The 20,635-nt window shown below is 63.8% G+C and carries 20 protein-coding genes and 1 pseudogene; 11 read left to right on the top strand and 10 right to left on the bottom strand.

All coding sequences use genetic code 11. The features are described 5' to 3' along the window. Window positions 1-213: 213 nt before the first annotated feature. The 5 genes from rpmI to pheT all read left to right on the top strand — a co-directional run bounded on the left by rpmI (window position 214) and on the right by pheT (window position 4,862). Window positions 214-417 (top strand): 50S ribosomal protein L35, encoded by a 204-nt coding sequence (gene rpmI / locus AC0NIE_RS02235; protein WP_006201248.1) that lies wholly within the window; start codon window positions 214-216, stop codon window positions 415-417. A 38-nt stretch (window positions 418-455) separates the two neighbouring features. Then, window positions 456-857, top strand: coding sequence for a 50S ribosomal protein L20 (gene rplT / locus AC0NIE_RS02230; RefSeq protein WP_473484423.1), 402 nt, complete (start codon window positions 456-458; stop codon window positions 855-857). Between the two features lie 95 nt (window positions 858-952). Beyond that, the gene (pheS, locus tag AC0NIE_RS02225; RefSeq protein WP_473484421.1) at window positions 953-2,038 is read left to right on the top strand and encodes a phenylalanine--tRNA ligase subunit alpha; all 1,086 of its coding nucleotides are present in this window, start codon (window positions 953-955) and stop codon (window positions 2,036-2,038) included. After that, on the top strand, window positions 2,035-2,457 hold the full coding sequence (locus AC0NIE_RS02220; protein WP_192361611.1) for a GFA family protein: 423 nt from the start codon (window positions 2,035-2,037) through the stop codon (window positions 2,455-2,457). The genes pheS and AC0NIE_RS02220 overlap by 4 nt, the downstream gene beginning before the upstream one ends. Then, complete coding sequence (gene pheT / locus AC0NIE_RS02215) at window positions 2,454-4,862, top strand: phenylalanine--tRNA ligase subunit beta (RefSeq protein WP_473484420.1); 2,409 nt, start codon at window positions 2,454-2,456, stop codon at window positions 4,860-4,862. Before AC0NIE_RS02220 ends, pheT begins: the two co-directional genes overlap by 4 nt. Window positions 4,863-5,034: 172 nt before the next feature. Here pheT and AC0NIE_RS02210 read toward each other — a convergent pair whose 3' ends face one another. Next, a complete protein-coding gene (locus AC0NIE_RS02210) occupies window positions 5,035-6,030 on the bottom strand; it encodes an aldo/keto reductase (protein ID WP_473484419.1) in 996 nt (331 codons plus the stop codon). Between the two features lie 96 nt (window positions 6,031-6,126). On the opposite strand from AC0NIE_RS02210, the gene AC0NIE_RS02205 reads away from it, so the two are divergent. From AC0NIE_RS02205 to AC0NIE_RS02185, 5 genes and pseudogenes are all read left to right on the top strand, one after another. Next, window positions 6,127-7,017 (top strand): LysR family transcriptional regulator, encoded by an 891-nt coding sequence (locus AC0NIE_RS02205; protein ID WP_473484418.1) that lies wholly within the window; start codon window positions 6,127-6,129, stop codon window positions 7,015-7,017. 181 nt (window positions 7,018-7,198) lie between these two features. Beyond that, on the top strand, window positions 7,199-7,777 hold the full coding sequence (locus AC0NIE_RS02200) for a cytochrome b (protein WP_473484416.1): 579 nt from the start codon (window positions 7,199-7,201) through the stop codon (window positions 7,775-7,777). Between the two features lie 53 nt (window positions 7,778-7,830). Then, the gene (locus AC0NIE_RS02195) at window positions 7,831-8,406 is read left to right on the top strand and encodes a YceI family protein (RefSeq protein WP_473484414.1); all 576 of its coding nucleotides are present in this window, start codon (window positions 7,831-7,833) and stop codon (window positions 8,404-8,406) included. A gap of 166 nt (window positions 8,407-8,572) precedes the next feature. Continuing rightward, a complete protein-coding gene (locus tag AC0NIE_RS02190; RefSeq protein WP_473484412.1) occupies window positions 8,573-9,559 on the top strand; it encodes a Gfo/Idh/MocA family protein in 987 nt (328 codons plus the stop codon). An 80-nt stretch (window positions 9,560-9,639) separates the two neighbouring features. Next, a pseudogene (locus AC0NIE_RS02185) lies at window positions 9,640-9,828 on the top strand (FAD-binding protein); the annotation flags it as partial. Window positions 9,829-9,886: 58 nt separating this feature from the next. On the opposite strand, the gene AC0NIE_RS02180 reads toward AC0NIE_RS02185, so the two are convergent. From AC0NIE_RS02180 to bcoG, 7 genes are all read right to left on the bottom strand, one after another. After that, window positions 9,887-10,828, bottom strand: a complete 942-nt coding sequence (locus AC0NIE_RS02180; RefSeq protein ID WP_473484410.1) for an alpha/beta hydrolase — start codon at window positions 10,826-10,828, stop codon at window positions 9,887-9,889. A gap of 219 nt (window positions 10,829-11,047) precedes the next feature. Next, window positions 11,048-11,830, bottom strand: a complete 783-nt coding sequence (locus AC0NIE_RS02175) for a carnitinyl-CoA dehydratase (protein ID WP_473484408.1) — start codon at window positions 11,828-11,830, stop codon at window positions 11,048-11,050. Then, entirely contained in the window at window positions 11,823-13,901 is a 2,079-nt protein-coding gene (locus AC0NIE_RS02170) for an acetate--CoA ligase family protein (RefSeq protein ID WP_473484406.1), read from the bottom strand. The genes AC0NIE_RS02175 and AC0NIE_RS02170 overlap by 8 nt, the downstream gene beginning before the upstream one ends. 3 nt (window positions 13,902-13,904) lie before the next feature. Continuing rightward, a complete protein-coding gene (locus AC0NIE_RS02165) occupies window positions 13,905-15,068 on the bottom strand; it encodes an acyl-CoA dehydrogenase family protein (RefSeq protein WP_473484404.1) in 1,164 nt (387 codons plus the stop codon). Between the two features lie 4 nt (window positions 15,069-15,072). Then, entirely contained in the window at window positions 15,073-16,146 is a 1,074-nt protein-coding gene (locus AC0NIE_RS02160) for a 3-hydroxyacyl-CoA dehydrogenase NAD-binding domain-containing protein (protein ID WP_473484402.1), read from the bottom strand. Further along, complete coding sequence (locus tag AC0NIE_RS02155) at window positions 16,143-16,772, bottom strand: HD domain-containing protein (protein WP_473484400.1); 630 nt, start codon at window positions 16,770-16,772, stop codon at window positions 16,143-16,145. The genes AC0NIE_RS02160 and AC0NIE_RS02155 overlap by 4 nt, the downstream gene beginning before the upstream one ends. Before the next feature lie 28 nt (window positions 16,773-16,800). Next, window positions 16,801-17,712: a 3-dehydrocarnitine:acetyl-CoA trimethylamine transferase BcoG gene (gene bcoG, locus AC0NIE_RS02150; protein ID WP_473484398.1), complete on the bottom strand. Its 912-nt coding sequence runs from the start codon at window positions 17,710-17,712 to the stop codon at window positions 16,801-16,803. A gap of 109 nt (window positions 17,713-17,821) precedes the next feature. Here bcoG and AC0NIE_RS02145 point away from each other — a divergent pair, with 109 nt between their 5' ends. Then, window positions 17,822-18,802, top strand: a complete 981-nt coding sequence (locus tag AC0NIE_RS02145) for a GlxA family transcriptional regulator (protein ID WP_473484397.1) — start codon at window positions 17,822-17,824, stop codon at window positions 18,800-18,802. 6 nt (window positions 18,803-18,808) lie between these two features. On the opposite strand, the gene AC0NIE_RS02140 is transcribed toward AC0NIE_RS02145, so the two are convergent. Together AC0NIE_RS02140 and xylA are read right to left on the bottom strand one after the other, a co-directional pair. Then, complete coding sequence (locus AC0NIE_RS02140) at window positions 18,809-19,015, bottom strand: hypothetical protein (RefSeq protein WP_473484395.1); 207 nt, start codon at window positions 19,013-19,015, stop codon at window positions 18,809-18,811. A 185-nt stretch (window positions 19,016-19,200) separates the two neighbouring features. After that, window positions 19,201-20,526, bottom strand: a complete 1,326-nt coding sequence (gene xylA / locus AC0NIE_RS02135; RefSeq protein WP_473484392.1) for a xylose isomerase — start codon at window positions 20,524-20,526, stop codon at window positions 19,201-19,203. Between the last annotated feature and the right edge of the window lie 109 nt (window positions 20,527-20,635).

Here is a 20,635-nt window from a genome sequence, read left to right as displayed (position 1 = left end):
CTCCAGTTCGGATAAGGTCATGGGAATACCTGACACTGGACAGAGCGTCGCATCCTTGCAGGTGTTGCGCGCCGGCCCGCTTTGACGTATAGCACCGCCGTTCCCAAAAACCGCCCGGCAGGGCATGCCGTGGCGGTTTCATTTGCTTTTCGGGCTTTGGTCGGCCTGAAGCGAACAAAAAGCGCGATGATGCGCACATAACGGAGTAGCAAAATGCCCAAGATGAAGACCAAGTCAGCCGCCAAGAAGCGGTTCAAGATCACAGGTACGGGTAAAGTCCTGTCGGCTGCGGCCGGCAAGCGTCACGGCATGATCAAGCGTTCCAACAAGTTCATTCGAAATGCCCGCGGCACGATGGTTCTGGCTGAACCGGATGGCAAGAAGGTCATCAAGAATTTTCTGCCGAACGGCCTCTAAGGCATTCGGGCTGGACAACGTTTTAAGGAGATCATGACATGGCACGCGTAAAAAGAGGCGTCACCTCGCACGCCAAGCACAAGAAGGTCCTGAAAGCCGCCAAGGGTTTTTATGGCCGCCGCAAGAACACCATCCGCATCGCCAAGCAGGCGGTGGAAAAGTCGCTGCAGTATGCCTACCGCGACCGCAAGAACCGCAAGCGTTCGTTCCGCGCTCTGTGGATCCAGCGCATCAATGCCGCGACCCACGAGCATGGCCTGACCTATGGCCGCTTCATCGACGGTCTCAACAAGGCCGGCATCGAGATCGATCGCAAGATCCTGTCGGACATGGCCATCCACGAGCCGCAGGCATTTGCCGCACTTGTGGCCAAGGCCAAGATAGCGCTCGAATACCTCAAGAACACCACGCCGAACGCTTTTGAAAGCGCTGTAGCCTAACCAGCGCCTTCCCAAGCACTTCGACACTTGATTTGGGAAACCCGCGCTGGCAGGGCTGGCGCGGGTTTTTCTTTGCCTCCAATCGGGCCTGAAACATGAGTGACATGGAAACTCTCGAAAATTCCCTGATGAGCGACATTGCGTCGGCCGCCGACGAGCAGGCGATCGAAGCCGTGCGTGTTTCAGCGCTCGGCAAGAAGGGCTCGATCTCCGAAATGCTGAAGACGCTCGGCTCGATGAGCGCAGAAGAGCGCCAGATAAAGGGCCCGGCTATCAATGGCCTCAAGAACCGCATCACCGAGGCGCTTACCGCGCGGCGCGCCGAACTGAAGGACGTGGCGATCGCCGCACGGCTCGCGGCGGAAAAGGTCGACGTCACATTGCCGGTGCGGCAATCGCCGGCCGAGCGCGGCCGCATCCATCCGATCAGCCAGGTCAGCGACGAGATTGCCGCGATCTTCGGCGATCTCGGCTTTGCCATCGCCGAAGGCCCCGATATCGAGACCGATTATTACAATTTCACCGCGCTGAATTTCCCGGAAGGCCATCCGGCGCGCGAGATGCACGACACCTTCTTCTTCCAGCCGGACGAGAAGGGCGAGCGCAAGCTTTTGCGCACCCACACCTCGCCGGTGCAGATCCGCACCATGGAGGTGCAGAAGCCGCCGATCCGCATCGTCATTCCCGGAAAAACCTACCGGCAGGATTCCGATGCCACGCACTCGCCGATGTTCCATCAGGTCGAAGGGCTGGTGATCGACAGATCAGCCAACGTCGCCAACATGAAATGGGTGCTGGAGGAGTTCTGCAAGGCCTTCTTCGAGGTGCCGCAGGTCAAGATGCGCTTCCGGCCGAGCTTCTTCCCGTTCACCGAACCCAGCATGGAGGTCGACATCCAGTGCGACCGTTCGCGGCCGGGCGAGGTGCGCTTCGGCGAAGGCTCCGACTGGATGGAGATCCTCGGCTGCGGCATGGTCCACCCCAATGTGCTGAGATATGGCGGGCTCGATCCCGACGAATATCAGGGCTTTGCCTGGGGCATGGGCATCGATCGCATCGCCATGCTGAAATACGGCATGCCGGACCTGCGCGCCTTCTTCGACGCCGATGTGCGCTGGCTGTCGCATTACGGTTTCCGGCCGCTCGACATGCCGACGCTATTCGGGGGCTTGAGCGCATGACAGCGGCCCACACCGGCGGCTGCCGCTGCGGCGCCGTGCGGTTCGAGGCTTCGGCCGAGCCGCACCATGTCAGCTATTGCCATTGCGGCGATTGCCGGCGGGCCAGCGGCGCGCCGGTGTCGGCTTTCGTCGGCTTCCTGACCGAGCAGGTCGCCTTCACGGGCAAGGCGCTGAAGATGTTCGAGAACGGGCCGGTGACGCGCTCCTTTTGCGGTATCTGCGGCTCGCCGATCGCCTATGTCGACGAGCGGCTGGCCGACCACATCTATTTCATGCTCGGCGCCATGGACATGCCGGCCTATTTCAAGCCGACGCACCACGCCCATGTGCGCGAGCAGCTTCCTTTCCTGCACATGCCCGACGCGCTGCCGCGCCATTTGAAGACCAGCGTACCCAGACCAGACGGAACACGGTTATGAAATTCACCCTCTCCTGGCTCAAGGATCACCTCGAGACCGACGCCTCGCTGGCCGACATCGTCGAGCGGCTGACCTCGATCGGCCTCGAAGTCGAGCATGTCGACGACAGATCGAGCCTAAAACCCTTCGTCATCGCCAAGGTGCTGACGGCGGTGCAGCACCCCGACGCCGATCGGTTGCGCGTGCTGACGGTCGATACCGGCGACGGCAAGGCCCCCGTGAAGGTTGTGTGTGGAGCGCCGAACGCCCGCGCGGGCCTGATCGGCGCCTTTGCAGCACCCGGCGTCTATATTCCCGGCATCGACGTGACGCTGACGGTCGGCAAGATCAGGGGCGTCGAAAGCCACGGCATGATGTGCTCCGAGCGCGAGCTGGAATTGTCCGACGAGCATGACGGCATCATCGATCTGCCGGAGGATGCGCCGGTCGGCACCAGCTTCGCCGCCTATGCGCATCTCGACGACCCGTTGATCGAGATCAATTTGACGCCGAACCGGCCGGATGCGACCAGTGTCTACGGCATCGCTCGCGATCTGGCGGCCAGCGGCCTCGGCCGACTCGTCGGCGGAGCAATCATGCCGCATGCCGGCAGCGGCATGTGCCCGGTCAAGGTGACGATCGAGGCGCCTGAGCTCTGCCCCGGTTTCGCGCTGCGTCTGGTGCGCGGCGTGAAAAACCGCCCGTCGCCGAAATGGCTGCAGCAAAGGCTGATCGCCATTGGTCTTCGGCCGATCAGCGCGCTGGTCGACATCACCAATTACGTCACCTTCGATCGCGGCCGGCCCTTGCATGTGTTCGACGCGAGCAAGGTCGCCGGCAACCTTACCGTGCGCCGGGCGCGCGATGGCGAAAAGGTGCTGGCGCTCGACGGCCGCGAATACACGCTGACGCCTGACATGTGCGTGATCGCAGACGAGGACGGCGTCGAATCGATCGCCGGCATCATGGGCGGCGAGCATTCCGGCTGCGACGAGAACACCACCGACGTGCTGATCGAATCGGCCCTTTGGGATCCGATCACCACGGCCCGCACCGGCCGCACGCTCGGCATCATCAGCGACGCGCGCTATCGCTTCGAGCGCGGTGTCGACCCGGAATTCATGGTGCCAGGCGTGGAACTGGCGACCAAGCTGGTGCTGGATTTCTGCGGCGGCACGCCGACCGAAATCGAGGTGGCCGGCTATGGCGGTCACAAACCCAAGATCGTGTCCTTCCCACTGTCGGAAGTGAAGCGGCTGATCGGCATCGAGGTACCGCGCTCGACAAGCCTCGACATTCTTGCCCGCCTCGGCTTCAAGCCGGAAGGCGCGGGCGATGTCGTCAATGTGGCGGTTCCGTCCTGGCGGCCGGATGTCGACGGCAAGGCCGACCTGGTCGAGGAAGTCATGCGCATCCATGGCGTCGACAATATCGCACCGCAGCCGCTCGGCGCGCATGATGCCGTCAACCCCAAGATCCTGACTGTCTTGCAGGTCCGCACCCGCGCCGCCAAGCGGGCGCTGGCGGTGCGCGGCATGATGGAGGCCGTCACCTGGTCGTTCATTCCGGCAAAACATGCCGAACTGTTCGGCGGCGGTCAGATAGCACTCAAGCTCGCCAACCCGATCGCTGCCGACATGTCCGACATGCGGCCGTCGCTGCTGCCGGGCCTGATCGCCGCCGCGCAGCGCAATGCCGACAAGGGCATCGGCGATGTCGCGCTGTTCGAAGTGTCCGGCACCTATGAGGGCGATGCGGCCGACCAGCAGCGGCGCGTCGCCGCCGGCGTGCGGCGCGGCACGGCCAAGCTCGACGGTTCCGGCCGTCATTGGGCCGGCAATGCCGGTTCGGTCGGCGTGTTCGACGCCAAAGCCGACGCGATCGCAGCACTCGAAGCCTGCGGCGCGCCGGTCGAGCGGCTGCAGATCGAGGCCGGCGGCCCGGCCTGGTATCATCCCGGCCGTTCCGGCACGATCAAGCTCGGGCCTAAAGTCGTTCTCGGCACGTTCGGCGAATTCCACCCGAAGACGCTGGAGGAATTGGACGTCTCCGGGCCGCTCTGCGGTTTCGAGGTTTTCGTCGATGCCGTGCCCGAGCCGAAGGCCAAGCCGACGCGGACAAAGCCGAGACTGGAGCTGTCCGCCTTCCAGGCGGTCAAGCGCGATTTCGCCTTCGTCGTCGACAAGGCGGTCGAAGCCGGCACACTGACCCGCGCAGCCAGTGCCGCCGACAGGAAACTGATCACCAACGTCTCGGTCTTCGATGTTTTCGAAGGTGCCGCACTCGGCGCAGCCAAGAAATCGATCGCCATTGAAGTATCGATCCAGCCGGTCGAAAAGACGCTGACCGACGAGGATTTCGAGGCGCTGGCAAAGCGCATCGTCGAGAATGTGCATAAGCAGACCGGTGGCGTGCTACGGGCGTGACGGCTGCGGGCACATGGCGATCACTGTTGTGCCGTGGTGAGCCTATCTCCGCAGAAGTTGGCAGGACAGAGGGGGTGTCTCACGCCCACGTCTTGCAATTATTTTTGCATTGCGCGGCGCTCGAAAAAGGGGCGCCGAAACGCCCCGTTTCGATTACTCCGTCGATCACCGTTCACCCATTGACCAGCGCCAGCAGCTCTTCAGTGTAGCGCTTGCCGACGACCTTCTCCGGCGACAGGGCGTCGCCAATCGCCGCCACTTCCGCCTGGCTCAGCGCAATCTGTGCCGCTGCCGCATTTTGTTCCAGATGGCGGATTTTTCGCGCGCCGGGGATCGGCACGATGAAATCGCCCTGATGCAGCACCCAGGCGAGCGCCAGCTGCGCCGGCGTCACGCCCTTCTCCGCAGCCATTGTCTCCAGCGTCGCGATAACAGCCGCATTGGCCGCCATGGCGTCGGCCTGGAAGCGCGGTAGTCCACGCCGCCAGTCGTCGGCTCCGAGCACCTCGGGCTTGGCGATCATGCCGGTCAGCAGGCCGCGGCCGAGCGGGCTGTAGGGGACAAAGCCGATGCCGAGCTCGCGGCAGACGGCAAACACCTCTTCTTCCGGATCGCGGCTCCACAGCGAATATTCGCTCTGCACGGCTGATATCGGATGCACCGAATGCGCCCGGCGAATGGTCGCCGCACTCGCCTCCGACAGGCCGAGCGCGCGCACCTTGCCCTCGCGCACCAGCTCGGCCATGGCGCCGACCGTATCCTCGATCGGCACATTGGGATCGACGCGATGCTGGTAGTACAGGTCGATCACCTCGGTGCCCAGCCGCTTCAGCGACGCTTCGGCGACCGCCTTGACGTGCTCGGGGCGGCTGTCGACACCCGCCATGCGCTCGACGCCGTTGCCTTCTTCGAGAATCTTGAAGCCGAATTTCGTCGCGATCGTCACTTGGTCGCGCACCGGCTTCAGCGCCTTGCCGAGCAGGATCTCGTTCTCGTAAGGGCCATAGACCTCGGCCGTGTCGAAGAAATTGACGCCGATCTCGACGGCGCGGTGCAGCGTGGCAATCGACGCCTTCTCTTCCTGGCCGCCATAGACGAAGCTCATCCCCATGCAGCCGAGGCCGACCGGATAGACTTCGAGTTCAGTTCCAAGCTTGCGGGTTTGCATCACGAGTCTCCTTGTTGTGATGCGACGGAAATAGCGTCTTGCATCGCGTTCGATAATCGGCTCTCATTTGCACGGGCTGTTCCAAGAAATAGATCAATGACGCGAACCCATCTTTCCCAGCTTGCGGTGCTGGCAACCGTCGCCCAGTGCGGCAGCTTTCGCGGCGCGGCCAGGGAACTCGCCATCGCGCCATCGGCGGTCAGCCATGCGGTGTCCAGCCTGGAGGCACGTCTCGGCGTGCGGCTCCTGGCGCGCAGCACGCGCAGTGTCGCCCCGACCGAGGAGGGCGCGCAGCTGCTCGAGCGGCTGAGACCGGCGCTGTCGGAGATCGATCTGGCCCTGGAAGCGGCGGTCGAGGCGCGCGACCGGCCGGCCGGCAATCTTCGGCTGACCGTGCCGCGCACCGCCGCGCATCTGGCGCTGACGCCGCGGCTCGGCGCCTTTGCATCGGCCTATCCGGACATCGTGCTGGAGATCGTCATCGAAGACCGCTTCACCGATGTGGTCGAAGGCGGCTTCGACGCCGGCGTCCGGCTCGGCGAGAGCCTGCAGCGCGACATGATCGCGGTGCGCGTCGGGCCAAACCTTCGCGGCGCCGTCGTCGGCGCGCCATCCTATTTCGCAACCATGCCCAGACCGCGCCATCCGCACGATCTCGCCGGTCACCGCTGCCTCCGCTTCCGCTTCTCCAGCGGCATTCTCTACCGCTGGGAATTCGAGAAGGACGGCGAGGAGATCGAGCTGGCGGTGCAAGGGCCGCTGATCCTCGACGAGGACCATCTTATCGCCAATGCGGCGATCGACGGCGCCGGCCTTGCCTTCGTATTCGAGGATTATGTTCGCGATGCCATTGCCGACGGCAAGCTCATTCGCGTGCTGGAGGACTGGTGCCCGCCCTTCGACGGTTTTTTCGTCTACTATCCGAGCCGCCGCCAGATGCGGCCGGCGCTGCGAGCCTTCGTCGATTTCTTCAAGATGAGCGGGTAAGCCACCCCCCTTGTGGGGAGGGTCGGCTCACAGTCGAAGCGAAGCGGAGGCTGCGAGACGGGGTGGGGGTAGCGCCCTACGAGATCCCGCTTCGCAAAAGCTGCTTGGCGGCATTTGCTGCGCGACCCTCCCCACAAGGGGGAGGGTGGAAGAAGGCGGCCCCGGCCATCGTTCACTTCCCATGCCCATATGGATCACAAACTCTGCGACCCGCTACGGCTGGGCGGCAATCGTCCTTCACTGGCTGATCGCCGCGATCTTCATCGGCCAGTTCGTGCTCGGCTTTGTTATGATGCGGGTGTCCAGCCAGCGCACCGCCTTCGAACTGATTCAGCTGCACAAATCCTTCGGCTTTCTGCTGCTCGGGCTGGTGATCCTGCGCATTGCCTGGCGGCTCGGCAATGCGGTGCCGGCGCTGCCGCGCTCGGTCGGGCCGTTAGAGCGCCGCGTGGCGCCGCTCGTCCATTTTGCGCTCTACGTGTTTCAGCTTGCGCTGCCTCTGTCCGGCTGGGCACTGGTATCAGTGTCGATGCTGGAGATACCGAGCGTGCCGTTCAACCTGTTCGTCATGCCGGACCTGCCACTCGCGGAATCGGACCCGGCGGAAAGCTTCTGGACCTCGGCGCATTGGTATCTCGCCTATGCCGGCATCGGACTTGTCGCCCTGCATTTCGCCGCGGCGCTGCGCCATCATTTCTGGCTGAAGGACGTAGTACTGACGCGCATGATCACGCCTTCGTCGGATCACAGCGCGGAATAGAGCAGGCGGCTCATTCGTTAATAGGGCGAGGGCGCTAAAAAAGGATCACGCCCATGGTTGCACGCATCTTCGGATTTGCAGCAGTCGCCAGTTGCCTTGCCATGCCTGTTTTCGCGGCGGTCGCGCTCAGCGACGCTGCCGGCAGCTACACGATCAGCCCGGCCGGTTCCAGCATCCGTTTCTCCGTCGGCAAGGCCGGCGGCGGCGGGCTCGCCGGCGCCTTCGCCCGCTTCAAGGGCTCGATCCGCATCGACAACAGCGATGTCGGACGCTCCCGCGTCAATATCACCATCTTTCCCGAAAGCGTCGGCACCGGCCAGAGCCGCGTCGACGCCTTCCTTCGCTCCGACGCGGTGTTCGACGCCGCCAACAACCCGGAAATCCAGTTCCGCTCGACCAGCGTGAGACGCATCGGCGAGACGTCAGCCCTCGTCACCGGTCGGCTGACGGCGCGCGGCAAGACTTTTTCGGAAAAGTTCACGGCCGAGCTCGCCGGTCTCAAGGCAGGCACGATAAAATTCCATGTCACCGGCAAGGTGCTGCGGTCGCGCTACGGCATGGATGTCGGCACGCCGATCTATTCGAACGTCGTCGACTTCAACATGACGCTTACAGGTAGAAGGGGTTGAGCGGTTCTTCCTCGCCCCCGCGAGAGCGGGGAGAGAAGCTATGGGGCAGCGCCGGCATCCGAACAAGCCGCAGACGATCGCCTTGCTCGCTGCCATGCTTCTCATTGGCTTTTTTGCCGATTTCAGGCAAACCTCGACGCCTGCAATCTAAAGAGGGAGAAGCCTGATGTTCCGATGGGGTGTTTTGTCGACGGCCAAGATCGGCCGCGAGCATCTTTTGCCTGCAATGGTCGAGGCGGAGAACGGTGTACTGTCGGCGATCGCCAGCCGCGACCTGTCGAAAGCCCGCGCCCTGGCCGACCGTTTCGGCGCGCCCCATGCCTTCGGTTCCTATAGCGAGCTGCTCGCATCCAGGGACATCGACGGCGTCTACATCCCGCTGCCGACCGCGCAGCATGTCGAATGGACCGCCAAGGCGATCGAAGCCGGCAAGCATGTTCTGGTCGAGAAGCCGCTGGCGCTCGATGCCAACGACATTCCGCCGCTGATCAAGCTGCGCGACGCCAAAAACGTGCTCGTCTGCGAAGCCTTCATGGTCGTCTACCACCCGCAGTGGATCAAGGTTCGCGAGCTGATCGCCAACGGCGCCATCGGCCGGCTGCGCCATGTGCAGGGCGCGTTTTCCTACTACAATGTCGATCCCAAGAACATGCGCAACCAGCTCGACCTCGGCGGAGGCGCGCTGCCCGACATCGGCGTCTACCCGACGGTGTCGACGCGCTTTTCGACGGGCAAGGAGCCGCTGCGCGTCCAGGCGACGATCGAGCGCGACAAGACGTTCGGCACCGACATCTATTCTTCGATCCGCGCCGATTTCGGCGACTTCGAATTGTCGTTCTATCTGTCGACGCAGATGGCGGCGCGGCAGGTGATGGTATTCCACGGCGAGAAGGGTTTCATCGAGGTGCTTTCGCCGTTCAACGCCGGAATCTATGACCACCATCGCGTCGAGCTGCACAACCAGAACCATAGCGAGGCGCAAGTGTTCCGCTTCCCCGGGATGCAGCAATACCGGCTGGAGGTCGAGGCGTTCGCGCGGGCGGCACAGGGCGGCACGGACCGCGTCTTCACGCTGGAGGAATCGGTGCTCAACCAGAAGGTCATCGACGCCATCTTCCGCGCCGGCGAGAAGGAAGGCTGGGAGACGGTTTAGGCTGACCATGATCCCGAACCGAAGGTCCGCGCCAGCGAAAAGTGGGAACCGGTTTTCGGATAAGATCATGGTCAAACAAAATGGCTGACGATGCGGATGCGATCATTGTCGGCGCCGGCCTTGCCGGTCTCGTCGCCGCGGCCGAACTGGCCGAGGCCGGCAAGAAGACCATCATTGTCGACCAGGAGCCGGGCCAGTCGCTCGGCGGCATCTTCCTCGTCGATTCGCTCATGGTACGCGGCGCTGGAAGGCACGTTTCTCGGCGGCTGCATCTTTTCCGGGCCGCAGCGCCGGCCGCGCGGCATCACGCGGGGTGGGCTAGACCCCTTACCAGATCCACTCGCCGCGTCCCAGAACCGCTACCGCGTCGACGATCCGGGTAAAGCTCGAGCGCGCGCGGCCGACCGTATGCCGGGCTCTGAGATAACCATGCACCAGCCCCGGCTCTTCGAACCAGAAGGCGTGGCCGTCTGCCGCAACGACGCGGTCGCGATAGGCCTCGCCGTCTGACGACAGCGGGTCGCATTGCGCGGTGATCACCACGGTCGGCGGCAGATTGGCAAAATCGGCGTCGGCAAGCGGCCACAGAGTGAGGTCGCCAGTGCGGTCCTCGCCGCCGGTCCTGATATCCTTGTAGAAATTGAGGTCGCGCACCGTCAGCATCGGCGCCTCGGCATGGGTCACATAGGATCCTTGCGAGCGGTCGCCGCCGAGGCCGGGATAGATCAGCATTTGGCCGATCGGCCTTCGCGCGTGGCCGCGCGTCGCATGGCTGACGGAGGCGCAGAGATTGCCGCCGGCGCTGTCGCCGCAAAGCAGGACGGGGCATTCGTAGGTTGAGGTGGCCCATTCGAAGGCGCCCATCACGTCGTCGAAGGCGGCCGGATGCAGATGCTCGGGTGCCAGCCGATAGTCGACCGAAACCACTTCATAGCCGGTGCGAGCGCAAAGCTCGGCGCAGACATCGTCATGGCTATCGAGTCCGCCGAGGATGAAACCGCCGCCATGGACATAGAGCACCATCGCAGAGGCGTTCGGCGCCGCGCTGCGATAAATGCGGATCAGGACGTCGTGCGCGGGCGCGGCAATGACGGTGGTTTCAGCCGTCACGCCTTGGGGATAGCCGGCAAAGAACTCGCGGCACATGCGGTCGTAGATCGGACGCTGCTGGGCGATTGTGTAGTCGATCGTATCCGACGGATAGTAGGAATTGGTCCGCTCGATGAAGGCCCATGTCTCGGCGTCTATGAGTTTTTTGTAGTCGGTCATGAGCGCTGACCGGATCGCAATGAATTCGCCTGGACACCCCCCTCTGTCCTGCCGGACATCTCCCCCGCAAGGGGGGAGATTGGATGTCGCATCGGCTTTCGCCAATCTCCAGCGCGGCAGGAAGGGCGGATGGGCCGAAGCTGCCAATCTCCCCCCTTGCGGGGGAGATGGCCGGCAGGCCAGAGGGGGGTGGGAAGAAACGCCATCATCTCCGCAGTATCATTTCCCCTTCCACACCGGGTCGCGCTTTTCGGCAAAGGCGCGAAAGCCCTCGAGATTGTCCTCCGAGCCGTACAGTGCGTCAACCGTCGGCAATTGGCGCCGCGTCACCCGGTTCATCGCGTCCTGGAAGGTCAGCGATTCGGCGACCCGCGCCGTCTCCTTGATCGCGGCAAAGACCAGCGGCGGGCCGCCGGCGAGCAGCCGGGCGATCTCCCAGACGCGGTCCTCGAGCCTCTCCTTGGACAGCACCTCGTTGACCAGGCCCCAGCGATGCGCCTCTGCGACATCCATCCAGCGGCCGGTGAGCAAAAGGTCCATGGCGACATGATAGGGGATGCGCTTCGGCAGCTTGATCGTTGCCGCGTCGGCCAGCGTGCCGGCACGGATTTCCGGCAGCGCGAAGGAGGAATGATCCGACGCGTAGATGAGGTCGCAGGACAGCGCCAGCTCGAAGCCGCCGCCGACCGCCATGCCGTTGACGCAGGCGATCACCGGCTTGTTGAGGTCGCGCAATTCCTGCAGTCCGCCGAACCCGCCAACGCCATAGTCGCCGTCGACCGCATCGCCACCGGCCGCGGCCTTGAGGTCCCAGCCGGCACAGAAGAACTTGTCGCCGGCGGTCTTGACGATGGCAACTCGCAGATCCGGATCGTCGCGGAACGCCTTGAACGTCTCGCCCATCAGCCGCGACGTTTTCAGGTCGATGGCATTGGCCTTGGGCCGGTCGAGCACGACTTCGAGGATCGTGCCCTCGCGGCGGGTGGTGATGACGTCAGACATTTTTGTTCTCTCCCAGCACCAGCAGTGCGTCGGCGATCCAGGCGCCCCTGCCTTGCGCGCAGACGATCAGCGGGTTGATGTCGAGCTCCTCGATCTCGCCGGCATTTTGCTGCACGAAGGCGGCAATGCCTGATATCGCATCGATGGCCGCCGCGACATCGGCCTTGGGCCGGCCGCGATAGCCTTCAAGCAGCGGGAACAATTTGAGCCCGCGCAGCGCTGCCTCGATGTCGTCGCGGGTTGCCGGCAGCATCAGAGTGACGCTGTCGCGCAGCAGCTCGACCAGCACCCCGCCTGTGCCGAGCGTCATCACCGCGCCGAACATCGGGTCGCGGGTGAAACCGACGAGCAGCTCGGCGACGCCGTCGCGCACCATGCGCTCGACATAGAGGCCGGTGCCTAGCGCATCGAGATCATGGGCGGCGGTGCTGACGGATTCGGCATCCCTGAGGTTGAGCCGCACCGCGCCGAGCTCGGATTTGTGGGTGACGCCCAAAGCCTTCATCGCCACCGGAAAGCCGAGCGCCATCGAGGAGATGACCGCCTCGACCGCATTGCCGGCGCGTTCGCCCCTCGGCACGGGAAGCCCAGCCTCGATCAGCCGCGCTTTCGCCTCGGCCTCATCAGGCGTGACATGGTCGCCGGCCGGCGCCCCGGAAGCGGAGGTGTCGATCGGCTGCGCCTGCGGCTCGCGCCAGGCCCAGCCGATGAAGGCTGCCGCCTGGGCGGCATCCATGGCTTCGGAAATGCCGAACAACGGCACCATGCCGCGTGCCATCAGGCCGGCGGTGTATTCCTCGGGCAGGTTCTCCGGCAGCGACGAGACGATCGCGCCTTGCGCCTTGTTGGTCTTCAGCGCCGATTCGAAGGCACGCAGCGTCGCCCACCAGTCGGTGTCCGAGCAGCGGTCGGGGCGCGGGAAATCGAGCACCAGCATGTTGAGGTCGAAACCGCCCGACACCATGGCGGTGAAGGTGGCGGTCATCGCCGGCTCGTTGTTCCAGATGAACGTGTGGTAGTCGAGCGGGTTGGCCACCGCTACCAGCGGCCCGAGCGTCGATTTGACGTGGGCGCGATGCGTATCGGTCAGCGTCGGAAAGTTCACCCTGCGGCCTTCGGCGCTGTCGGCCATCACAGACGCCTCGCCGCCCGAACAGCTCATCGACGACAGCCGATAGCCGGGCAGGGGGCCGGTGACGTGCAGCAGCTTGAGCGCCTCGATGAAGGCCGGGATCGAATCGACGCGGGCGATGCCGAGCCGCTTCAGGAAGGCGCCCGAGGCGGCATCCGACCCGGCCAGCGATGCAGTGTGCGAAACCGTCGCCTGCCGCGCCTGCTCGGAGCGGCCGACCTTCATGGCAATGATCGGCTTCTTCAGCTCACGCGCCCGCGCGGCCAGTCTTTCGAAGCCGGCTACCGAATCGAAGGCCTCGATATGCAGGCCGAGCGAAGTGACGCGGTCGTCCTCGATTAGGCCAAGCGCCATTTCGGAGAGGCCGGTCTGCGCCTGGTTGCCGGCCGTCATCAGAAAGGCGATCGGCAGGCCGCGCTTCTGCATGGTCAAGTTGATGGCGATGTTCGACGACTGGGTGATGATGGCGACGCCGCGGCCGCCCTCGGCCAGCCTGATGCCGCCGTGCTGATCGGGCCACAGCAGTGCGCCGTCGGCATAGTTGATCAGGCCGTAGCAGTTCGGTCCGATGATCGGCATCTGGCCCGCCGCAGCGACCAGCTCGGCCTGCAGCCGCTCGCCGTCCTCGTCATAGGCCTCGGTCTCGAGGAAGCCGGCGGCAAAGCAGACGGCGCCGCCGGCGCCGCGTTCGGCCAGCGCCTTGACCACCTCGATGGTCAAATGCCGGTTGACGCCGACAAAGGCGGCGTCGGGGGCGCCGGGTAGATCGGCTACCGAACGGTAGGCCTTGCGGCCGGCGACTTCGTCTTTGCTCGGGTGCACCGGCCAGATCTCGCCGGCAAAGCCCATCTTGATCGACTGCGCGACGACGGCGGCGGCCTGCGCGCCACCGAACACGCCGATCGTTCGCGGGCGCAGAAGACGTTCAAGCCTGTGCATTGATCAGCCCCCGAACGGGCGCAGCAGCGCCCGTGAAATGATGTGGCGCTGGATTTCCGAAGTGCCTTCCCAGATGCGCTCGACGCGGGCGTCGCGCCAGATGCGCTCCAGCGGCAGATCGTCCATCAGCCCCATGCCGCCATGGATCTGGATCGCCTCGTCGGCGACGAAGGCAAGCATTTCGGTGGCCTTCAGCTTGGCCATGGCCATGTCCTGATCGGTGACGGTGCCCTGATCGTACTTCCAGCCGGCTTCGAACACCATCAGGTCGGCGGCCTTCAGTTCGGTCGCCATGTCGGCGAGCTTGAACGACACGCCCTGGAATTTGCCGATCTGCTGGCCGAACTGCTGGCGCTGCGCGGCATATTCGACGGCGTGACCAAGCGCCCGCTCGGCCCGGCCGAGACAGGTCGCGCCGACCTGCAGGCGGGTTGCGCCAAGCCACGAATTGGCGACGTCGAAACCCTTGTGGACCTCGCCGAGAACCTGGGCTCCGGGCAGCCGGCAATCGTCGAATTCGAGGATGGCATTGGTGTAGCCGCGGTGCGAGACGTTGCGGTAGCCGTCACGCACCGTAAAACCCTTGGTGCCCTTGTCGACGAAGAAGGCGGTGATCTTCTTGCGTTTTCCACGCGGCGTCTCCTCTTCGCCCGAGGCCATGAAGACGATGGCGAAATCGGCGAGGTCGGCATGGCTGATGAAGTGTTTGGTGCCGTTCAGCACCCAGTCGTCGCCATCCTGCACGGCGGTCGCCTTCATGCCGCGCAGATCGGAGCCGGCGCCCGGCTCGGTCATCGCCAGGCAATCCCATTTCTCGCCGCGAATGCAGGGATAGAGATATTTCTCGCGCTGCTCCGGCGTGCCGGCCAGAAGGATGTTGGAAGGCCGCGCCACGCAGGTCCAATGCAGCGCGTAATTGGCGCGGCCGAGCTCTTTTTCGTAAAGCAGCCAGGTCACCGTATCGAGCCCGGCGCCACCGACTTCCGTTGGCATGTTGGCGGCATAGAGCCCGGCTTCGATTGCCTTGGCCTTGATCTCCTCGATCAGTTCGCGGCGCAGTACGCCGGTGCGCTCGACCTCGCGCTCATGCGGATAGAGCTCGTTCTCGACGAAGGCGCGTGTCGTCTCGACGATGAGTTTCTGTTCTTCCGAAAGACCAAAATCCATGGCCTCAGCCTTTCTTCTTTTTCTTCGGCTTTTCAGCCTTCGCCTTTTCGGCCGCCTTGGAAGTAGCGGGCTTCTTCGCCGCAAGCTTGGCGAGCTGCTTGGTATAGTCCTTGTGCAAGGCGCCGGCGCCCCAACCCTTGCCTTTGTTCTGCTTCGACAGCGCCTCCATGATCGCGACCAGATTGTCGTCGCGGATCTTTTCGAGCTCGCGGATTGACAGGCCATGTGCCTGGTCGTCCGACTGGGTGGCGATCAGGTCGACCAGCTCGTCGTTGAACTCCGGCACATCCATTAGCTTGGTCCATGGCCATTTCAGGCATGGCCCGAACTGCGCCATGAAATGGCGCATGCCGGCCTCGCCGCCGGCGACGCGGTAGACCTGGAACATGCCCATCTGCGCCCAGCGCAGGCCGAAGCCATAGCGCATGATGTCGTCGAGTTCCTCGACCGTGCAGATGCCGTCTTTTATCAGCCACAGCGCCTCGCGCCATGCCGCCTCCAGCAGGCGGTCGCCGACAAAAGCCTCGATCTCCTTGCGGATGACCACCGGCTTCATGCCAATCGAGGCGTACATCTCCTTGGCGACCTCGAGGGCCTCGGGGAAGGTCTGTTCGCCGCCGACGATCTCGACCAGAGGCAAGAGATAGACCGGGTTGAACGGATGGCCGACGACCAGCCGCTCCGGATGCTCCTTCATCGCCACCTGCATGTCGGTCGGCTTGATGCCGGAGGTCGAGGAGCCGACAATGGCGTTGGCCGGCGCATAAAGGTCGATCTCGGCCAGCACGCGGTGTTTCAGGTCGAGCCGTTCCGGCACGCTTTCCTGGATGAAATCGGCGTCGGCCACAGCATCGGCGATGGTCTTGGCAAAGGTCAGTTTGCCCTCTTTTGGCACGCCGCCGGGCAGCATCTGCTTGTAGGCGCGGCGCGCGCCTTTCATCACTTCGCCGACCTTGCGCGCGGCTTGGGGATCGGGATCGAAGATCGACACGTCGATGCCGTTCAAGAGCAGGCGCGCGACCCAGCCGGCGCCGATGACGCCGCCGCCGATGGCAGCCGCCTTGGTGATGATGCTCATGCGGAGGCTCCGGTTCTTGTCCTGGCTACTTTGGAATCGATGAGGGGCACGCGTTCGCCGGCACGGATCACTGTGGCGTCATAGGCTCTGCGCGCGAACACTTCGAGCACGAAGGGCCGGAAGAAGTCGATCGGCAACGTCTCGTAATCCGGATCGAAGCTCGACTGATCCCAGCGCTCACAGAACTGGTCGCAATCGTCGAAATAAAGGTGGCCGGCGAAACGGTCGCGCGCATGGGGATTGCCGCCGAGATGGTGGGCATAATAGAGGCGCTGGAAGTCGCCGTGCTTTTCCACCACCCAGGTGCACTGCTCGCGCACGAAAGGTTTTAGGATCGAAGCTGCATATTCGTCGTGATTGTACGGTGCGTAGATGTCGCCGATGTCGTGCAGCAACGCGCAGGCAAGCCAGTCGGTGTCGGCGCCGTCGCGCCATGCGCGCGTCGCCGCCTGCAGCGAATGACCGAGCCGGGTGATCTTATAGCCGGAGAGGCCTTCGTCGAGTTGGATAAGCGCGTCAAGCAGCCGTTCGCCGGTCTTCGCCGCATAGTCGATCTCGTGCTCGGTGAGGAAGGCGTAATCGTCGCGGTCGCCGTCCTTCATCGCGGTGAATTTCACGGTCTTCATCGGCGGCTCCTCCCTACCGATTGCTTGTTCAAAGCGGCGCGCGCTTCGTCAGGTTGAGCTTCTTGCGCACCTCATCCGGGCCGATGACCCTTGCGCCCATGTTCGACACGATGCTGACCGCCCGCTCGACCAGCTGCGCATTGGTCGCCAGCACGCCCTTGTCGAGCCAGAGATTGTCCTCGAGCCCGACGCGGACATTGCCGCCGGCCAGCACCGCAGCGGCGGCGTAGGCCATCTGGTTGCGGCCGATAGAAAACGCCGACCAATTCCAGTTCGACGGCACGTTGTTGACCATGGCCATGAAGGTGTTGAGATCATCAGGCGCGCCCCATGGCACGCCCATGCACAATTGCACGAGCGCGTCCGGATCCAGTACCTTTTCCTCGACCAATTGCTTGGCAAACCACAGATGGCCGGTGTCGAAGGCCTCGATCTCCGGTTTGACGCCGAGCGCCGTCATCATTGCGCCCATGGCGCGCAGCATGCCGGGCGTGTTGGTCATAACATAGTCGGCTTCGGCGAAATTCATCGTCCCGCAGTCGAGCGTGCAGATCTCCGGCAGGCACTGGCGCACATGTTCCACGCGGTTGCTCGCGCCGCCCATATCGGTGGCTTTCTCGTTCAGCGGCAGTGGGTTTTCCGGCGAACCGAACACCATATCGCCGCCCATGCCGGCGGTCAGGTTCAGCACCACGTCGACGTCTGCCGCGCGGATGCGCTCGGTTACCTCGCGATAAAGCTGCACGTCGCGGCGCGGCTTGCCGGTTTCGGGATCGCGCACGTGGCAGTGGACGATCGCCGCACCCGCCTTTGCCGCATCGATGGCCGAATCGGCGATCTGCTTGGGCGAACGCGGCACATGCGGGCTTCGATCTTGCGAGCTGCCGGACCCGGTCACGGCACAGGTTATGAAAACCTCACGGTTCATTGCAAGCGGCATCGGACTCTCCCAATCGGCACAGACGGCTCCGATCAAACATGGGCTCGATCGAACAGATGGCAACAATGCCTGACTTGCCGGAAACTGTTTTGCGTTTTACGAAGAGCGTATGATGAAAACCGAAAAGCCTTCGATCTTTCGCGCCGAGCGCTCGCCGCTCAAGGTGACGCTGCTGGTGTTTTCCGGTTCGTCAATCATGTGCGTGGCATCGGCCGTCGATCCGCTGCGTGCCGCCAACCGTATTGCCGGCGAGACGCTGTTCGATTTCAGGCTGGTCTCGGTGACCGGCGAAGCGCCAGTCACCACATGCGGCCTGCCGGTTGCGGTCAGCGGCCGCTTCGATGCGGCGGATACAACCGATATGCTTGTCGTCGTCGCCGGTTTCGGCACGCAGAACTATGCCACGTCGGCCCTGCTTTCCGGCCTGCGCCGTGCGGCGCGCGCCGCGCGCGCCTGCGGCGGCGTCGAAGCCGGCACCTGGCTTGTGGCCCGCGCCGGCCTGCTGGAAGGGCGCAGCGCCACCACCCATTGGGAGGACATGGAGGATTTCTCGTCGGCCTTTCCCGGCGTCGATGTACGCCCCGACCGCTACGTCATCGACGGGCCGGTCTTCACTTCGGGCGGCGCCTCGCCGACCTTCGACCTGATGCTGCATCTGATCCGCACGCGGCTCGGCATGGCCGTCGCGCTCGATGTGGCAAGTGTCTTCATCTACGACCAGGCGCGGGCGGCGACCGATGCGCAACCGCTGGTCTCGCTCGGCCGCCTCGACGGCTACGATCCGCGGCTGGCGCAAGCCATCCGGCTGATGGAAGCGCATGTCGACCAGCCGCTGACCATCGCCGCGGTGGCGAAGCGCGCCGGCGTGACGGCAAGAACGCTGGAAAGCATCTTTCGCAAGTCGATCGGCGAGACGCCGGGCGCTTATTATCTCAGGCTGCGGCTGGGTGCCGCGCGCCGGCTGGTGGTCGACACGCGCGTGGCCATGGCCGACATTGCCGGGCGAACAGGGTTCTCGTCCGCCGCGGCATTTTCCAGGGCGTTTTCCAGAGCTTTCGGCGAAGCGCCGGTCAGGCTGCGTAGGGGATAGTCGGGATTAGGCAGCGTCCTTGCGGTCGCCTTTGCCGTCGATCTGCGAGCGCATCTGTCTCGCAAGATGGGTCTCAAAGCGGCTGGCGACCGCGCGATCCCATTCGTTTGCACTGCGCGCACCATGTTTTGGATGCGGCAGCGCCATCAGCCGGTCGATGATCGATCCCTCGCCAGATGAGAGCAGGGCGTCGATTTCGCGTTCGTGCTGCATATCGTTTCGCCTCCTTCTTTCTGTTCCCGCCACGAACCACACTATACCGGATTCGTGACGGCTGTTTGAAGGCAAGAGCGAGGCGATTGAGGGGCGGTGCGAGGCAAAACCTTGTCATCGGTTCCGCCTTCGCGCAAAGCTGTTCCGGGCAGGCGGATCGGTCAAAGACCCGCCGGTGCGACACCTCAGACGTACCGGTTGACGATATTCTCGAGCAGTTCCTGGCGGCCGGATCTGGGCTGCGGCTCGATCTTCTTCTTGACGACGCGCTCGGCGATCTCCTCCAGCGTCCGCTTGCCGGCAAGCATCGCCTTGGCCTCGGCGGAGTTCCAGCCGGCATAGCGCTCGGCCAGCGGGGCGGATAGCGCCTTGTCCTCGACCATGCGGGCGGCGGCCTTGAGGCCGCGTGCACAGCAATCCATGCCGCCGATATGGCCAATCAGCAGATCCTGCGGATCGAGCGATTGCCGGCGCAGCTTGGCATCGAAATTGGTGCCGCCGGACTTGAAGCCGCCGGCCTGCAAGACCTGGTAATAGGCAAGCGTCATCTCCGGCACGTTGTTGGGGAACTGGTCGGTGTCCCAGCCCGACTGGTAGTCGTTGCGGTTCATGTCGATCGAGCCGAAGATGCCGAGCGCATTGGCCAGCGCCAGCTCATGCTCGAAGGAATGGCCGGCCAGGATCGCATGGCCCTGCTCGATGTTGAGCTTGACCTCCTTCTCCAAGCCGAAGCGTTTCAGGAAGCCGTAGACCGTGGCGACGTCATAGTCGTACTGGTGCTTTGTCGGCTCCTGCGGCTTCGGCTCGATCAGGATGGTGCCCTTGAAGCCGATCCGGTGCTTGTAGTCGACGACCAGGTTGAGGAAGCGACCGGCCTGCTCCTGCTCGCGGGCAAGGTCGGTGTTGAGCAGCGTCTCATAGCCCTCGCGTCCGCCCCACAGCACATAGTTCTCGCCCTTCAGCCGCTTGGTGACGTCGATGCAGTGCTTCACCGTCGCTGCCGCATAGGCAAACACGTCCGGATCGGGATTGGTGGCGGCGCCCGACATGAAGCGGCGGTTGGAGAACAGGTTGGCCGTGCCCCAAAGCAGCTTGACGCCGGTCTGCTTCATCTTCGTCGCAAAATAATCTGATATCTCGTCGAGGCGCGCGGCACTTTCGGAAAAATCTTTTCCTTCCGGCCGCACATCGGCATCGTGGAAGCAGAAGTAGGGTGCGCCGAGCAGCGCAAACATCTCGAAGGCGACATCGGCCTTGAGCTTGGCCAGTTCCATCGTGTCGGTGCCGCCAGCCTTGGCAAACCACGGCCGATCGAAAGTCTGGCCGCCGAACGGATCTCCGCCCGGCCAGGCGAACGAATGCCAGTAGGCGACGGCAAAGCGCAGATGGTCTTCCAGCCGCTTGCCGGCGACAATTTCATCGGGATTGTAGAAGCGGTAGGCCAGCGGATTGGTCGAATCTGGCCCCTCGTATTTGATCTTTTGGATGTCGCCGAAAAACCCACTGGTCATGATTGTCTGTCCTCTCGCATGGTTCTGTCCTGATTACCTCAGGCGTAATTGGTTTCGCGCTGGCGCTGGATGAAAACGGTCATGTCAAAGCCACTCAACAAAGGAGACA

This window comes from Mesorhizobium sp. WSM4842 (assembly GCF_055901575.1).
Note: the sequence above shows the minus strand (reverse complement) of the source record. Positions and strands in the feature narration are given on the sequence as shown.

Coding starts and splice junctions, on each gene's coding strand:
- rpmI (WP_006201248.1), top strand. CDS start 214: ATGCCCAAGATGAAGACCAAGTCAGCCGCCAAGAAGCGGTTCAAGATC.
- rplT (WP_473484423.1), top strand. CDS start 456: ATGGCACGCGTAAAAAGAGGCGTCACCTCGCACGCCAAGCACAAGAAG.
- pheS (WP_473484421.1), top strand. CDS start 953: ATGAGTGACATGGAAACTCTCGAAAATTCCCTGATGAGCGACATTGCG.
- AC0NIE_RS02220 (WP_192361611.1), top strand. CDS start 2,035: ATGACAGCGGCCCACACCGGCGGCTGCCGCTGCGGCGCCGTGCGGTTC.
- pheT (WP_473484420.1), top strand. CDS start 2,454: ATGAAATTCACCCTCTCCTGGCTCAAGGATCACCTCGAGACCGACGCC.
- AC0NIE_RS02210 (WP_473484419.1), bottom strand. CDS start 6,030: ATGCAAACCCGCAAGCTTGGAACTGAACTCGAAGTCTATCCGGTCGGC.
- AC0NIE_RS02205 (WP_473484418.1), top strand. CDS start 6,127: ATGACGCGAACCCATCTTTCCCAGCTTGCGGTGCTGGCAACCGTCGCC.
- AC0NIE_RS02200 (WP_473484416.1), top strand. CDS start 7,199: ATGCCCATATGGATCACAAACTCTGCGACCCGCTACGGCTGGGCGGCA.
- AC0NIE_RS02195 (WP_473484414.1), top strand. CDS start 7,831: ATGGTTGCACGCATCTTCGGATTTGCAGCAGTCGCCAGTTGCCTTGCC.
- AC0NIE_RS02190 (WP_473484412.1), top strand. CDS start 8,573: ATGTTCCGATGGGGTGTTTTGTCGACGGCCAAGATCGGCCGCGAGCAT.
- AC0NIE_RS02180 (WP_473484410.1), bottom strand. CDS start 10,828: ATGACCGACTACAAAAAACTCATAGACGCCGAGACATGGGCCTTCATC.
- AC0NIE_RS02175 (WP_473484408.1), bottom strand. CDS start 11,830: ATGTCTGACGTCATCACCACCCGCCGCGAGGGCACGATCCTCGAAGTC.
- AC0NIE_RS02170 (WP_473484406.1), bottom strand. CDS start 13,901: ATGCACAGGCTTGAACGTCTTCTGCGCCCGCGAACGATCGGCGTGTTC.
- AC0NIE_RS02165 (WP_473484404.1), bottom strand. CDS start 15,068: ATGGATTTTGGTCTTTCGGAAGAACAGAAACTCATCGTCGAGACGACA.
- AC0NIE_RS02160 (WP_473484402.1), bottom strand. CDS start 16,146: ATGAGCATCATCACCAAGGCGGCTGCCATCGGCGGCGGCGTCATCGGC.
- AC0NIE_RS02155 (WP_473484400.1), bottom strand. CDS start 16,772: ATGAAGACCGTGAAATTCACCGCGATGAAGGACGGCGACCGCGACGAT.
- bcoG (WP_473484398.1), bottom strand. CDS start 17,712: ATGCCGCTTGCAATGAACCGTGAGGTTTTCATAACCTGTGCCGTGACC.
- AC0NIE_RS02145 (WP_473484397.1), top strand. CDS start 17,822: ATGATGAAAACCGAAAAGCCTTCGATCTTTCGCGCCGAGCGCTCGCCG.
- AC0NIE_RS02140 (WP_473484395.1), bottom strand. CDS start 19,015: ATGCAGCACGAACGCGAAATCGACGCCCTGCTCTCATCTGGCGAGGGA.
- xylA (WP_473484392.1), bottom strand. CDS start 20,526: ATGACCAGTGGGTTTTTCGGCGACATCCAAAAGATCAAATACGAGGGG.